This window comes from Blautia pseudococcoides (assembly GCF_001689125.2).
Taxonomy (GTDB): Bacteria; Bacillota; Clostridia; order Lachnospirales; family Lachnospiraceae; genus Blautia; species Blautia pseudococcoides.
The window spans coordinates 2,488,542-2,503,500 of the sequence record NZ_CP015405.2; the positions used below are offsets into that span (position 1 = coordinate 2,488,542).

12 protein-coding genes are annotated in these 14,959 nt (G+C 47.8%); 3 read left to right on the forward strand and 9 right to left on the reverse strand.

All coding sequences use genetic code 11. The annotated features are described in order from the left end of the window. Positions 1-146 precede the first annotated feature (146 nt). The 7 genes from A4V09_RS11900 to A4V09_RS11930 all read right to left on the reverse strand — a co-directional run bounded on the left by A4V09_RS11900 (position 147) and on the right by A4V09_RS11930 (position 9,235). Positions 147-2,075: a molybdopterin biosynthesis protein gene (locus A4V09_RS11900; RefSeq protein WP_065542543.1), complete on the reverse strand. Its 1,929-nt coding sequence runs from the start codon at positions 2,073-2,075 to the stop codon at positions 147-149. 252 nt (positions 2,076-2,327) lie between these two features. Further along, positions 2,328-2,723, reverse strand: a complete 396-nt coding sequence (locus A4V09_RS11905) for a 4Fe-4S dicluster domain-containing protein (RefSeq protein ID WP_065542544.1) — start codon at positions 2,721-2,723, stop codon at positions 2,328-2,330. A gap of 24 nt (positions 2,724-2,747) precedes the next feature. Next, a complete protein-coding gene (locus A4V09_RS11910) occupies positions 2,748-4,379 on the reverse strand; it encodes a BCCT family transporter (protein ID WP_065542545.1) in 1,632 nt (543 codons plus the stop codon). After that, on the reverse strand, positions 4,376-6,253 hold the full coding sequence (locus tag A4V09_RS11915) for an aldehyde ferredoxin oxidoreductase family protein (protein ID WP_065542546.1): 1,878 nt from the start codon (positions 6,251-6,253) through the stop codon (positions 4,376-4,378). Before A4V09_RS11915 ends, A4V09_RS11910 begins: the two co-directional genes overlap by 4 nt. A 99-nt stretch (positions 6,254-6,352) precedes the next feature. Next, positions 6,353-6,607 (reverse strand): ubiquitin family protein, encoded by a 255-nt coding sequence (locus tag A4V09_RS11920; protein WP_065542547.1) that lies wholly within the window; start codon positions 6,605-6,607, stop codon positions 6,353-6,355. Between the two features lie 11 nt (positions 6,608-6,618). Continuing rightward, positions 6,619-7,794, reverse strand: a complete 1,176-nt coding sequence (locus A4V09_RS11925; RefSeq protein ID WP_065544754.1) for an NAD(P)-dependent malic enzyme — start codon at positions 7,792-7,794, stop codon at positions 6,619-6,621. A 25-nt stretch (positions 7,795-7,819) separates the two neighbouring features. Next, complete coding sequence (locus tag A4V09_RS11930) at positions 7,820-9,235, reverse strand: lyase family protein (RefSeq protein ID WP_065544755.1); 1,416 nt, start codon at positions 9,233-9,235, stop codon at positions 7,820-7,822. Between the two features lie 157 nt (positions 9,236-9,392). On the opposite strand from A4V09_RS11930, the gene A4V09_RS11935 reads away from it, so the two are divergent. Then, a complete protein-coding gene (locus tag A4V09_RS11935) occupies positions 9,393-10,184 on the forward strand; it encodes an IclR family transcriptional regulator (RefSeq protein ID WP_065542548.1) in 792 nt (263 codons plus the stop codon). Between the two features lie 74 nt (positions 10,185-10,258). On the opposite strand, the gene A4V09_RS11940 is transcribed toward A4V09_RS11935, so the two are convergent. Both A4V09_RS11940 and A4V09_RS11945 read right to left on the reverse strand, forming a co-directional pair. After that, positions 10,259-11,374, reverse strand: coding sequence for a Zn-dependent alcohol dehydrogenase (locus A4V09_RS11940; protein ID WP_084043564.1), 1,116 nt, complete (start codon positions 11,372-11,374; stop codon positions 10,259-10,261). Positions 11,375-11,450: 76 nt separating this feature from the next. Further along, on the reverse strand, positions 11,451-12,710 hold the full coding sequence (locus A4V09_RS11945; RefSeq protein ID WP_157766947.1) for a lyase family protein: 1,260 nt from the start codon (positions 12,708-12,710) through the stop codon (positions 11,451-11,453). Positions 12,711-13,063: 353 nt separating this feature from the next. Here A4V09_RS11945 and A4V09_RS11950 point away from each other — a divergent pair, with 353 nt between their 5' ends. Together A4V09_RS11950 and A4V09_RS11955 are read left to right on the forward strand one after the other, a co-directional pair. Continuing rightward, positions 13,064-14,020: a TIGR03943 family putative permease subunit gene (locus A4V09_RS11950; protein ID WP_065542550.1), complete on the forward strand. Its 957-nt coding sequence runs from the start codon at positions 13,064-13,066 to the stop codon at positions 14,018-14,020. Positions 14,021-14,035: 15 nt separating this feature from the next. Next, complete coding sequence (locus A4V09_RS11955; protein ID WP_065542551.1) at positions 14,036-14,920, forward strand: LysR family transcriptional regulator; 885 nt, start codon at positions 14,036-14,038, stop codon at positions 14,918-14,920. Positions 14,921-14,959 lie beyond the last annotated feature (39 nt).

Below are 14,959 nucleotides of genomic sequence, written 5' to 3' on the forward strand. Positions count from 1 at the left end.
TTTCGGATTCGACCTATATCATAACTTATTTTGGGGATTTTTTCAAATCTATTCTGTAAATCGGTGAATATGACGGGGGACGGTAAAAAGCCTCTGGCTCCCGGATGGGGAGGCAAAGGCTTTTCGACTGTAATTTATGCTCTCTCTTATTCACTCTTTTTTGCCGGTTCAAGGCGTTCTCTGACTCTTCCCGGCTCTCCGATCTCATATCCTCCCATTTTTTTAAGGCTTGCCTTAAATGCATCACTCTTTAATATTTCCATAAGCGCTTGTACCATGGGCGTATCCCATGCATCATCCGGGATCAGCAGATCATACTGCTCAATACAGACAGGCAGAAAATCCAGTCCATAAAGATTTGCAGCCGAAAAAATGCCCAGCCCTGCATCTGCAGTCCCCCAGGCAATCTGTGCCGCTACGGAGGTATGTGTAAACTCCTCTCTTTCATATCCATAAATCACATCCGTACGAATGCCCTTTTCTTTACACAGATAGTCGATCAGGATGCGGGTGCCGGAGCCTTTTTGACGGTTGACATACCGCAGTCCGCTGTGTTGAAGATCTTCTATTCCCTGTATATTGTGGGGATTCCCCGGCGCCACCATCAGTCCCTGGGTTCTCCCCACACACTCCACCAGGCGGACGCCTCCATTGGGAAAATATTTTTTAAGAAAGCTTACATTATAACTGCCGTCCTTTACATCAAGAAGATGGATTCCGGCAATATGATTCTCCTTCCGCCGCGCAGCCATGATTCCGCCCATAGAACCTACATGGGCGGAGCTCATATACATTTCCGGATTTTTGCGGTGAAGCAAATCTGCCAGCTCATCCAGCAGCGGATCATGGCTGCCGATGTCCACCAGCATCTGCTTTAATTCTGATAAGGGACGCAGCAGCCGGACTTTGACCCGGCTTCCCGCCTCACACCCTTCCAATCCCTGAGGGATTTCCAGCATACCGTCCGCTTTCATAAAAGAACTGATGACTCCGCTCCCTCTGCTGAGCGGTGATGCGATCAGCCGTTCCCCCACATATCCCAGGCGCACCCGGACGAACTCGTGATATTTCAGACCTGAGACCACTGCCCTTGAAAGGACTGCATCTGCATACGGATGCTCTTCTCCCTTTCTGTGATTCCACAGATCAATAAGCGGGTGTAGAATTTCCTCGATCACAATGATCCCGGACACAGGATATCCCGGCACACCCAGAATTGGTTTTTCCCTGCGGTAACCAAGGATTGCCGGTTTTCCCGGTTTGATGGCAAGCCCGTGATACAGCACATCCCCTATTTTATCTATGACCTGGCAGCTATAATCCTCACGGCCTGCCGAGGAACCCGCATTTAAAAGTACCATATCACACTCTTTTACGGCCCGTTTTACCATCTCTTCAATGGCTTCAAGCCGGTCCGGCACAATGGGATAGATCACTGCCTCCCCGCCCCATTCACGTATCATAGCCGAAAAAATGGAACCGTTGAATTCGAGGATATCCCCCTTCTTTGGACTCTTTGTGGGCGGCACAATTTCGTCTCCCGTGGGTATGATACCCACAACCGGACGTCTGAACACATCAATTTCCAATACTCCGCCTGCGATAAGGGCTCCTATGGCAGAGGGGGTGATTTTCTGGCAGGAACACAGGATCATCTCTTCTGCACAGATATCCTCCCCGATCTGACGGACATGCTGCCATGGAGATGCCGCAGCGTAGAGACATACACCGTCCTGCTCCTGCACAATATCCTCCACCATAATGACCGCATCGCACCCCTCAGGGATAGCATCCCCTGTATCCACAACAGTAAATTGACTGGTCTTTAAATGGACCGGGGTGGTCTCCGTGGCACCAAATGTATCTTTGGCATTCACTGCGATCCCGTCCATGGCACTGGAATGATAATGAGGAGCACAAATCTGTGCGTAGACCGCATGGGCAGTGATTCTCCCACAGCTTTCCATAACTGAAATATTCTCCGTCTTTCCGGCAAACCCTTCCTTTATTAATACCTCTTCATACTCCGCTCTCGCCTTGGCAAGCGGAACATTCGTCAAATACTGAAACGCCATATGTACCTCCTTAATTTCATCACGAAGCATGCTTAAAACAATTTTCTGAACTGCATTTCTTTATGGCCCTCCTTATTTTGCGCGCCATATAGTTCATATACCGAACTTTATATTTGCATTATGAACATTTTCTATTATAATTTGTATCCTACCATTAATAAGAAGGAAAATCAAGCAAAAAGCAGGAAATACTTTAATCCCCAAGAGGGCTCCTGTATTTTCACAGGAACCCTCCATTTGAAGCTTATAAGATTAATCCGTTTTACCATGGATTGCATGTTTCGGACAATTCTCTATACAAAGACCACATTTGATACACTTGATGCCATCAATGTAAAATGGCTGTTTTTTCACGCCTTTGATCGCATCTGCCGGACAGTTCCTCTGACATTTGGAGCATCCGATGCATGCAGACTCCTCAATCCAGACTTCTGTCCAGTGCCTTTCTTCCCGGTTGCGCTCTTCCGGTTGATCCAAAGTTATAACTGCTACCGGACATTCTTTCACACACATGCCGCATTCCACACAATTTTCGGGATTGATCCTGCAGTTATGTTCCTCAATCACAATTTCGACGGCGTCAAATGCACAGGCCTGATAGCAGGCCTCACATCCCACGCAAAAATACATATCAATTTTATATGCCATATCTTATCTCCATAAAAACATCTGTTATTTTTTAGTGAACATTGCTTTGATTTTTTCAAATGTCTTTGAAGACTCCACTGCCGGCTCACCGGAATCCGGCGCATCGGCGATCACTTCCTCATAAATATACTCTCCCGTCTCTTTTCGCGGCCTGCGGGCCATATACTTCAGGAATCCAATGATCACCACCCAGCCGATGATGATGATCGGGAATCCTGTGAACACTTTTACGAACTTGATTCCGTCAATACCGCCGGTCAGCGTAAACACCAAGGATGCCACAGCAATGATAATACCCCAAATCAGTTTCAGCCAGAACGGCGCCTCCTCCGATTCAGAACTGCCTTTTACAGACATACTGGAAATGGTGGAGATCATGGAGTTTGCCAGGGTAACAAAGGAAATCGCTATGATCAAAAGCATAAACGGGCGGATGATACCGGAAAACGGTACATGCTCAAACACTGCCAGCGTCATAGCCTCCGCACCTTTTTCCTGATAGAGGGCATAATAATCAATACCTTGATACATCTGTCCGTAGAGTACCGTTCCGCCAAAGATGGAAAACCAGAGAATTCCAAATGCGGATGGCATGAGCCAGTTCACTACTACGAATTGTCTTAACGTACGGCCATAACCGAGACGTACCAGAAACAGTCCCATAATGGCGCCGTAACACAGCCAGTCAATCCACCAGTACATATCCCACCACTGAGGCCAGAGTGCACTGTCTGCAAAAGGCGCGGTAAACGTCATGGATTCAACAAAATGATTGATATAAGAACCAAATGACTGGGTAAAAAGATTCCCTATATAAGATCCGGGTCCAACCAGGACCAGGAACAGCAGCATGAACATGAAAAACCATGAATTCTTATCTCCCAGCCATAAGATACCTTTGTTCAGTCCGCTGATACTGGTCGCTGTGTAAGCCAGGAAAATAACCACTGCGATGAGGGTGTACACCAGTACATTGGTATCAATGCCAAACACCACGGATACGCCGCTGCCCAACTGCAGAATGCCGTAACCGAGAGAACCGGCCACACCGCCTACCAGGGCAAAAACAGTCAATACGTCCACGACTCCGCCGAGTTTGCTGTTTACCACCTTATCCCCAAACATGGGCACCAAGCCGGAGCTTACATTGAATGGTTTGCGCATATTATGGATAACATATGCCATGACAATACCGAATGCAACATAAATGGCATAAGGAGTCAGGGTCCAATGTAGGAATGTGGTCCTCATGGCCCAGATCACGGCGTCATTGCTTCCGGGCACCAGTCCAAGGCTGGGCGCCGGCTCCATGGTAAATAACAACGGTTCTACGGCCCCCCAGAAGACAACGCCGGTTCCGATCCCTGCAGTCAGAGCCACTGCGAACCACTGCCAGTAACTCATCTTGGGTTTTGCATTTGGCCCTCCGAGTTTGATTTTCCCCATGGGTCCCAACAGAACCACAAGGCAGAAAATAATAAACAAAAGCATGGTAATACTCACAACCCAGCCCAGTTTCTGCATCACTAACTCGAAAGTACTTGTAAGAGCAGCTATAAAAGCATTTCCATCTAATATGCCAAGAATCAGCACAACTGCAAAGATCAAGGTTGGCACCAACAGCACAGCATATCTTACTTTTACTTTATTTTTCATACTTTCCCATCCTCTCCATATAAATCTTCGATTACTTCCTCCATATGCCCCAGCCATTCCAAAGTCTCTTTATAAGGCTTTCCGTCCATATCCATCCACATTGCCTCGTAGAAACTGTCAATGGCCTGGTTCACATCATGGGTGACCCCTGCATTAGCCCCCGATTCAAGAGGTGGTTTCCCGATGATCCTGTCACTCCATGCAAAATCTCCTCTCTTCCACCCTTCCCTGACGTTAAAAGCGTTTCTCATATGGAAGATACGCATTCCCACCAGATGCTTCTCAATAGGGGTGTATGTAAATCCTGTGATAGCCTGGAGATAATCCCATTTCAGGTTTGCAATGGCCGTGTCATACATATGGCAGTAACCGCAGCATTCAGAAAACATATTTTCTGATTTTAATTTTGCATCCGTGAAACCAAGTCCCCGCTGGTTGTATCTGATCTCACGTGCCTGTCCCCGCAGGGAACCGCCCAAAGGACTCTTCATATGGCGTCCGGGCGTCGGTTCCACGGCTCCCTCTGCCAGATACCAGGGCGAGTTTCTGGGGTCATGCAGAGCCGACTCGATTCCTCCGATCGTGAACAAATATTCATGGCCGGCTCCGATCAGATCCGCCGCAAACTGTGTCCCGTTTCTAAGAATCCTTGCCGCCTCCCCCACGTCCTGGCAGACTGCCTCAGCAACTGCCTCCATGGCTTCAGGATCTCCCCATTTAAAATCAATCCCGTTGAGCTGTTCCTTCGTCAGAACACCTTTTTCATAGCATTCACAGGCCCAGGAGAGTGTATTGATAAAAGCAATGCTGTCAAAGCCATATTCATTGGTCAGATAATTCACATAGACTACTGCGTCTCTGTCAGAATTCAGCATATTAGAGCTGAGACCTGCCTGTGACTCATATTCCGGACGGCTTGCGCCGTGTTTTGGAAGTTTTCCTTTCGGATCGTCAATCTCATATTTTGCCCCACAGCCAAGAGGGCAACAGTGACAGACGTATCTTGTCACCTTATAACCGGCTTCATAGGCGGGCTCATATATGGCATTTCCTTTATCTAAGGGATAATCCGCCTCATATGTACTGCTCCAGTTTTTTACTCCGGCATCGTCTATAAGAAGCATTGCCCGCATCTGGCCGGCAGTTCCGTAATTTCCCCATTCACGGATATCCTTGTTAGCACCGTGCAGCATATCCTCTGCAACCTGTCTGTTGAGAGCGACCAGCCGCTCTTTGTCAAAAACCGGCACCTCCCGGTCTCCCCGCACAACCACGGCCTTCAATTTTTTAGACCCCATGACTGCGCCTGTTCCTCCGCGGCCTGCTGCCCTATGTTCATCATTCATGACACAGGCCATGTGGCTCAAACGCTCTCCTGCTGCCCCTATGATCGCCGCATTCATATCCTCACCCACTTCTGCGCGCAGGATTTCTTCTGTCTCGATCGTCCGCTTGCCCCAGAGATGGGAAGCATCACGGATTTCCACATTTCCGTCATTCAGATACAGATAGACCGGCTTTTCCGAAATACCCTTTACAAAAATACCGTCAAAACCGGAATGTCTGAGCTTCGCCCCAAAATACCCTCCGGAATTGGCATCATTCCACATACCTGTGACCGGGGATTTGGATACCACCATATATCTGCCCCCGAAAAATGCCCGGGATGCGCTCATAGGCCCCGCAAGAAATCCAACCATACTTTCCGGGGCAAATACATCTGTATGCGCGGGCATCTCATCATATAATATCTTGGCCCCCAGCCCATAGCCGCCTATAAAATTCCTGGCAAGTTCCTCTGTCAGCTCGCGGATCTCAAAGGTACCGTTGCTGAGATCCACAAAAAGCAGCTTGCCCATATAACCATACAGCATCGTTTCACTTCCTCCTTTTCCTTTATCTCATACCATATTCAGCAGCCAGGCTGCGTGCAGCCCTAAGAATTTAAGTCACGATATTTCCCGGGGGTTTGTTCAGCCTCCCAGAAGTGTTTTGATGATCATAAGCGTATCACCATCTTTTAACTCTGCCTCAGGCCCAATATGTTTTGAATTGCAGATCAGCATATGCGTTTGAAGCACCTCTGCAGCTGTCAGGCTTCCTGTCAGACCTTCTTCCTCCATCTTTTTTACAACGTCTGCCGCTGAAGCATCTGCTCCTACTTCCAGCTCATGATCCCTGCCTGATTTTGGGATGATGATGCTCTCCACAATAATCTTGATCCTCATCCATTTTCCTCCTAAACTCTTGCGGTTCCCGAATCATAGGCCGCCTGCTTCACTGCTTTTGCCACAGCAGTTTTTACGCTCGGATCAAATGCCTCCGGGATGATATACTCAGTATTCAGCTCCTCTTCGCTGATCAGTTCTGCCAGCGCATGTGCCGCTGCAAGTTTCATCGCATCGTTAATATCACTTGCCCTTACATCCAGCGCACCTCTGAAGATTCCCGGGAACGCAAGGACATTGTTGATCTGATTCGGATAATCACTTCTTCCCGTGGCAACAACGGCGGCACCGCCCGCTTTTGCATCCTCCGGAAAAATCTCCGGAGTGGGATTGGCACAGGCAAAGATAACCGCATCTTGATTCATTGTCCTGACCATATCTGTATTCATAGCAGCCGGAGCAGAAACCCCTATAAACACATCCGCTCCTTTTATAACGTCTTTCAGGCTTCCTGTTATTTTGTCACGGTTGGTGATTTTGGCCATCTCTTCCTTGATCTGATTCATATTTTCCCGGCGTCCTTCATAAATCGCACCTTTCCGGTCGCAGAGGATCACATTGGTAATACCTGCAAAAATCAGCAGTTTCGTGATCGCCACTGCTGCTGCGCCAGCCCCGTTTACCACCACCTTAACACGTTCCATCTTTTTTCCTGTCACTTTCAGTGCATTCATGAGCCCGGCCAATGTGATGACAGCCGTTCCGTGCTGGTCATCATGGAAAACTGGTATATCGCAGTTCTCTTTCAGTCTCTTTTCAATTTCAAAACAGCGGGGCGCTGAAATGTCCTCAAGATTTATGCCGCCGAAAGAACCTGCCAGTAAAGTAATGGTTTCCACAATCTCATCCACACTTTTTGAGCGGACACACAGTGGTATGGCATCCACATCTCCGAAGGCCTTGAAAAGAACACATTTGCCCTCCATAACCGGCATCCCCGCCTCTGGTCCTATGTCTCCAAGGCCCAGGACAGCCGTCCCGTCCGTGATGACCGCTACCGTATTCCATCTTCTCGTGAGTTCAAAACTTTTATTCACGTCTTCCTGTATCTCAAGACAGGGCTGTGCTACACCAGGTGTATAGGCCAGGGAAAGCGTTTCTTTGCTGTCCACGGCAGTACGCGGTGTGATTTCCAGTTTTCCTTTCCATTCATAATGCTTTTTTAATGATTCTTCCGCATAATTCATCACAATCTCATCCTTCATAAAGTCTTTATTTGTCTTTATATTCAAGAAGCAGCTTTCCTGTCTTCAATACATCTGTGAGCATCAGCGGATCAAGCAGATCGTCTGCCTCCTCCCGGCTCAGACATCCACATGCAACCGCGGCCTCCTTTAAGGACAATCCCCTGGCGGCTGCATACTGCGCTGCCTCTGTGCCAATCTGGTACCCCTTTAAGGCCGAAATGACGGCGGCTGATGAAAGTGTATCCTCCGCTTCTTTCAGGCACCGCTCTATGTTCACTTTGATCGTTTTCACACATTTTTTGGCAAATGTCTCTATCATATCCGGCAGTATCTGTGTCATACGCAGCAGTTCTGAGATAATGACTGCCTCCCATACATTCAGCTCAAGTTCTCCGCCTTCGGCGGCTGCCGTCACCGCAGCATCCATTCCGATCACCAGATAAGAAAGGACATTCATTGATTCAGGAAGCGCCGGGTTCACCTTACCCGGCATGATGCTGGAACCGTTCTGCACCGGAGCGATACGGATTTCCCCCAGTCCTGACCGGGGACCACTGGACATAAACCTTAGATCACGTGCCATTTTTGATATGCCGGTCATGGCTGCCTTTATGGCTGAGGAAGCCCTGATGTATATATCCGTATACTGTAGCCCGTCGAACAGGTCATGTTCCTGGGTGATCTCAACTCCGAATGTCTGTGTGAGGCTTTTCAGTACCAGCTCCGGAGTCCCCTCATACAGATTCAGACCGGTTCCTACAGCGGTGGCCCCAAGGGGGAGCGCAAGACATTCCTGCATCACAGAATCCATCTCTTCTATCTGCCTTCCAAGGAAGGATACCGCTGCCCCCCAAAATTGTCCAAACGTGATCGGCACTGCATCCTGGATGCAGGTTCTGGACACCTTCACAGTGTCTTTGTATTCTTTTGCTTTTTGCTCATAGGCATTCTTGAGTACCATTACAGATTTTTTTACCGCAGTGAGATTCCGATACAGCGCCAGCTTGATCGCTGCCGGTATGACGTCATTGGTTGACTGCCCTTTATTTACATGGGTATTGGGATGTATCACATCCGTGCCCTTATGTCCCGTCAGCAGTTCATTGGCTTTTTTTGCGGCAACCTCATTGACGTTCATATGGATATTGACGCATCCGCCTCCGCAGATGACATCCGACGGAAACTCACCCGCCATCTCCCCATTCATGATCATAAGGGACGCACGGGCAATACAATCCGCAGTTTTGCTGTCCAAGACCCCAAGACTCCCGTGTGCCTGGGCATAAGCCTTTTTGATCGCCGCTATACAGTAAATCAGCTCGGGATAACACTCTAAGGTCTCTCTGGAAGTTCTGCACAGATCAAGAGATCTCTGTGTCTGAGCTCCATAATACCTGACATCCGGAACCGTGATGTTTCCCAGCAGGTCATGTTCTATCATGCATTTTACCTCCATTATATCTATCCTCATTCTGTGGAACCGTTCAGACTATTGAACCGTTATGCTGATTCAATCAAATCAAGTCAAAGCATTGACAGACCATTCACACAATGATAGAATTTTATAATTACCAAGAAAAAGATTAAGGATGTAACATATGAACTCATCAAACGATAGCCTTACGAAACCAGAAGCCTTTAAGTACAATATTCAGGTTCTAGAGCGGGCCCTCAAGATCTTTGAAATCATCAGCCTGTCTAAATCACCCGTAACCATCCAGGTTCTGCAGAATGCAACAGGCCTGAACCGTACCACCATATGGCGTATTCTTTCTACCATGATAGAAAGTGATTTTATCACTCAGCTCCCAAACACGAAACAGTACTGCATCTCCTGCAAAGCCTGTAACCTGCTTTCCGCCTCTTCCGCCAGCTCTGTTGCCCTGGTGGAATATTCCAGACCGGAAATGGAACAGCTCCGCCATCTGATCGGTGAAACTATTATGCTCCTGCTGCCTGAAAGGATTGGAGCCCGGACGATTCTTCAGCTCGATTCCTTTGAAACCATACGTCTAAAAGACTACACCAACATGGTTACTCCCCTGTTCGGCACTTCCACCGGCCTTGTTCAGTTAAGCTTCATGAGCGATGAGGAGATTGAGACGGTATTCCCGGATAAACTTCCCTCCTATACCGAATTTACTCCAACAAACAGGGAGGATATCCTGCAGCGCATCGAGGAATGCCGCAGGGATGGATATGCTTATATCATTGATGAATATAATCAAGGGGACAGTGGTCTGTCTGTACCCATCTCCTTAAATAAAAAGCTGGTGGGGATTCTCAATATTGCCGGTCCTACCGTACGTTTCACAAAGGACCATATGCTTTCTTATATTCCCAAACTGAAGGCTTCCGCTGCCCGTATAGCAAGGAAGCTTTCTCATTAGACTTTAGAGCTGTCTGAATCACCGGAAGCCGACAACCGTGTGCCGGCTTCCGGTCTCATGAAAAATAGTATCTCTTACTGGAAATCAATAATATAGCGTCCCATGTTCTTTGCCTTTGGATCATGGAATGCATCAAAGGCCACATTGATATCATCCAGTTTGATTTTTTTGATGATAAGGCTGTCAAGATCATATTTTCCTTCCAGATACAACTGTGCGATCTTAGGAAAATCTTCAAATGGATTCACATCCCCATAGAAACTTCCTTTCAGGATTTTCGCGACTCTGTGGAAACTTCCGGAGGGAAGTTCTAACGTCCCGTCAGCCGGATAGGCTCCGATCACTACATTCGTAGAACCCTTTCTGCCGCTCATCCATGCCATTCTTCCAACCATTGTGTTACCGGTACAATCAATGGTATATTCTGCTCCCACCCCTTCCGTGATCTCACGAATAGCTGCCGGAACATCTTTGACCTCTAGTGTATTGATCGTATGGGTGGCGCCAAAATTCTTAGACAGTTCAAGGTTCTCATTCTTGATATCACAGGCAATGATAGTAGCCGCTCCACAGAGTTTTGCGGCCTGCACAGCATTGGCGCCTACTCCTCCCACACCAAAGATCGCAACAGAGGAGCCTGGGGTGACCTGTGCGGCACGCACCGCAGAACCGTATCCGGTAGCAACGCCGCAGCCGATCATACTGGCAGGCGCCATAGGCATCTCATCGGGGATCGGCACACAGCTCATCTGGGGAACCACAGTATACTCTGCAAACGTGGAGAGCAGACTCATATGGTAGCAGGGACCGCCGTCCAGGCTCAGTCTGCTTGTTCCGTCAAGCAAAGTGCCATTGAACATGGGGCCAAATGCCGTCTCGCAGAGATTTGTCTTTCCCGCACGGCAGAATGGACATGTACCGCAGTAAGGAACCCAGCTCAGTGCTACTTTATCGCCCACTTTACAGGTAGTGACGCTGTCCCCTACTTTTACCACCTCTCCGGCACCCTCGTGTCCCAGGACCTGGGGAATCGGTGTGGTCGGATCATTGAGTATGTTCAGATCACTGTGACATACCGCAGTAGCCAGTATCTTTACAAGCACCTCATCTGATTTCGGTTCGGCAAGCTCTACCTCTCTTACCTCCAGCGGTTTTCCTAAAGCGGTCATTACAGCAGCTTTCATTTTCATTTTACGTTCCTCCTTATCAGGTTTTTTAAATTTATTTTATAGTGTTTACTATACAAAGTTGGTATTGCTTCCATTTTCAAGGCTGGTCAAGCTCCCCTTTCCGGATCCTCAAAACAGTCTCCTCAAAGCCATATTTCTTTACCTGTACCGCAAGCTTTTTATATCCATACTTCTCTTTGTAACGGACGATCAGCGGGATGGAGGCCCTGGAATAACCCACGCCGGTCTCCACGTTTAGTTCTAATCCGCTGACACAGTTCCTGTGGAACAGGTCTGCCGCTTTAGAAAGCCTCATAATATTTTGAACCAGTAAAAACCCGGCCATATCCTCCCATACATTAAGGTGGACCTCTCCCTGTGCCAGTACATTCTGGATCACACTGTCATTTCCTCCGATGAGCATATCGCACTGAATGACCATTTCTGCAATTACAGGATTGACCTTGCCGGGAAAGAAGGAGGAACCTGCCTGCACAGCCGGTATCCGCCATTCCCCAAGCCCCGTCTCCGGGCCGGATGCCAGAAGCCGTATATCTCTTGCAAACTTGGCTAGAATGGAGGAAATTATCCGTATATAGACCGATAATACGGACAAGTCTTCTGTATACTGGGCCGCCTGATAAGCACTTTTCTTCCAGGAAAACGGATGCTCTGTCACCTCTCTGAGGGCCTCCATGATATGCCGCCTGTAACCATCCGATGCTCCGGTCCCTGAACCGATCACCGTCCATCCGAGATTGACCTTGCAAAGGGTATCCTTATAATCCTCCAACAGCTCAAGCTGTTCCGAGAGGGCATCTGCAAATCCTTTAAGCACCGCGTCTGCCGGAACAGACATCCCGTCCTGCCAGCAGGTCCTTGCAATCGTCGGATGGGGATGAAAGGCCTCAGACTTTTCTTCGGCGGTGCGAATCAACGGCCCAATGACCTTCACAAGGCTGCCGGCCTCTCTGCTGAGACATAACCGCAGTGCCGTGTGGCACACATCTGAGGTAGACTGGGACATATTGACATCATCCACAGACTGTACCCCATGTCCTGCAAGGCCGGCGATCACCTCATTCATGTTCATGTTAGTTCCGATACCGCCGCCGCCATGAAAAGCATCCACAGGGAACTGTTCCGAATAATCGTGCTGCAACAGTTCATCACATGCCTGACATATTGCCTCTTTCTTCTCATCATCCAGAAGTCCTGCCCGGTGATTTGCAATGGCACAGGCTTTCTTCACCTGGGCAAGCGCAGTGAGATAAGATGGAAACTCTGCTAGCCTGACGCCTGAGAAACTCATATTTTCCAGTGTCAGTCTTGTCTGTTCACCATATAATGCAATCATTGGTTTTGCCTCCATTTTGTTTGTAATATGAACTAAAAATTTGTATTATGAACATTTTCCTATTTTTACTGATTTAAATTTATCACTTAACAAAATAGAAATCAAGAAAGCCACTGCCATTTATCATTCTAATTTCAAATTAAAAATTATGGAAAACATAGAGCAAAATCATGTAATTACCCAATTTCATTGTTGAATATGCACTATATTTATTGTCTTTTTGATTAATATTTCACATTTTTACCATTCCAAAATAGAATATATCCTTATTGACATTCAAATGGGATTTTGCTAAATTCGTAACATAAAGTACACATTGCGAACATTCAACTGACATGATAAAGGAGTTTACAATGAACAGCATGAAGCGATTTATTCCGGTAACACTTATAAGAGGATTTCTGGATGCGGGAAAATCCACATTGATCAACCGGCTGGCCCAAGGCGGCACTCTGTGTCCGGAGAAAGAAGACATACTGCTCCTCTCCTGCGAGGAGGGTGAAACTGCATATGACGACACTTGCCTTAACCAAAAGAACATAACCGTGATCGGGCTTGAAGACGAATCCCGCCTGAACCGGGAGTACCTGGAACGTCTTGATGCGCTCTATGCTCCGAAAAGAATCATCCTTGAATGTAATGCCATGTGGGATCTGGTCGAATTCGAGCTGCCACAGAACTGGAAGGTAGAGAAAAGAATTGCCGTATTATGTGGGCCTACACTTGGTCTGTACCTTGATAACATGAGAGCATTTCTGGGACCTATGCTGAGTCGGTGTGATCAGATCTTCATCAACAGATGTGACAGCGGCGGCACCGGTATGCTCAGTCCTGTAAAGGCAAAGCTGAGACCGCTTCTTGATGATACTTCCGCTGTCATGATTGAATCACAAGGAAGTCTCTATGCCTTTGACGATATCAGAGATATCCTTCCATACACACTGGAGGCAGATCCTGTGGTCATCACACCTGAAAACTATGTCTGCTGGTTTTATGACTGCCAGGATCACCAAAACAGATACAAGGGCAGGCGGATATCCATGAATGCCAGCGTAAAAAAATCACCGGTCCTTGGAACCGGCGGCTTTGCGCTTGGAAGGATTGCCATCACCTGCTGTGAGGCAGATATGGAGTTTCTGGGCTATATGGCACATTACGACCTGATTGATTCCATTCCTCAGTTTGCCCATGTACACGCTGAGGCCATGGTCCGCTACCGCTTTATGCAGAAATACAATGCCGTAATGCCGTATCTGGAGGTGCTCCGTATGGAACCACTCAATCCTGATGACAGTATTGTAACCTTTTAATACCAGGGGGATAAAATGAAAATATCACAATTAAGCTACTTTATAACCATTGCACAGCTTGAAAATATGTCAAGGGCTGCGGAATTGCTCCATATATCCCAATCCTCTCTGTCTAAAACCATTGCTGCGCTGGAGTCAGAGCTTGAGACACCGCTTTTTGACCGGACATCCAAGCAGCTCTCACTCAATCCTGCCGGAAAACGCTTCTTAAAGAGCTGTGATCTTATACTGCAGGAATATCAAACTCTGAAAAACGACATCCAGCTCATGACCACAGGATCCGATACCCGGATAAAGATCGGGAGCTGCGGGTCCATTGACAGGCTGTACCCCTGTATGGCAGGTTTTAAGAATATCCATGCGGAAACAGAATATACGCTTAACAGCTATATCGAGGATGTGGAGTATCTGGACATCAATGAATACGATGTCCTCATCTATCCCGCAGAACTTCAGTATGACCGGTTCACCGGCTTCGGTTTTAGCACAGAAAATTACATGCTGGCCGTCCCCACAGTGCACAGTCTCTCCAAAAGTACGGCAGTCAGCCTGAAAATGCTGAACGAACTTGATTTTGTCTTTCTCCGCCATAAGAAGTCCTTCCCTGAACATGCTTACAAAATCTATAAGGCGCTGACCATCCGGGGGGCCTCCCAGTCCTTTGTCGATTCGCGTGAGATGCACCGGCAGATAATCGCCTCCGGCATCGCTGTCGGTTTTGTTTCCGAAAACTGCTCTGATTTTTACCGTTCCAAAAACATACGGCTGATCCCTCTGCTGGACCACCGTTTCTCGCGTGAGCTCAGGATCTGCTTCAAGCGGGATAAACATCTGACAGATTTCGGCCGCAGTTTCAGGGATTTTACTATAAACTATTTTTCCTTAAAGGAGATATCGTAGCTATCCGTTATCCTCATAGCTGCAAGAGTAAAGAAAGGA

Excerpts from the sequence above, each read along its gene's own strand:
- A4V09_RS11900 (WP_065542543.1), bottom strand. The coding sequence starts at position 2,075 with ATGGCGTTTCAGTATTTGACGAATGTTCCGCTTGCCAAGGCGAGAGCG.
- A4V09_RS11905 (WP_065542544.1), bottom strand. The coding sequence starts at position 2,723 with ATGGCATATAAAATTGATATGTATTTTTGCGTGGGATGTGAGGCCTGC.
- A4V09_RS11910 (WP_065542545.1), bottom strand. The coding sequence starts at position 4,379 with ATGAAAAATAAAGTAAAAGTAAGATATGCTGTGCTGTTGGTGCCAACC.
- A4V09_RS11915 (WP_065542546.1), bottom strand. The coding sequence starts at position 6,253 with ATGCTGTATGGTTATATGGGCAAGCTGCTTTTTGTGGATCTCAGCAAC.
- A4V09_RS11920 (WP_065542547.1), bottom strand. The coding sequence starts at position 6,607 with ATGAGGATCAAGATTATTGTGGAGAGCATCATCATCCCAAAATCAGGC.
- A4V09_RS11925 (WP_065544754.1), bottom strand. The coding sequence starts at position 7,794 with ATGAATTATGCGGAAGAATCATTAAAAAAGCATTATGAATGGAAAGGA.
- A4V09_RS11930 (WP_065544755.1), bottom strand. The coding sequence starts at position 9,235 with ATGATAGAACATGACCTGCTGGGAAACATCACGGTTCCGGATGTCAGG.
- A4V09_RS11935 (WP_065542548.1), top strand. The coding sequence starts at position 9,393 with ATGAACTCATCAAACGATAGCCTTACGAAACCAGAAGCCTTTAAGTAC.
- A4V09_RS11940 (WP_084043564.1), bottom strand. The coding sequence starts at position 11,374 with ATGAAAATGAAAGCTGCTGTAATGACCGCTTTAGGAAAACCGCTGGAG.
- A4V09_RS11945 (WP_157766947.1), bottom strand. The coding sequence starts at position 12,710 with ATGATTGCATTATATGGTGAACAGACAAGACTGACACTGGAAAATATG.
- A4V09_RS11950 (WP_065542550.1), top strand. The coding sequence starts at position 13,064 with ATGAACAGCATGAAGCGATTTATTCCGGTAACACTTATAAGAGGATTT.
- A4V09_RS11955 (WP_065542551.1), top strand. The coding sequence starts at position 14,036 with ATGAAAATATCACAATTAAGCTACTTTATAACCATTGCACAGCTTGAA.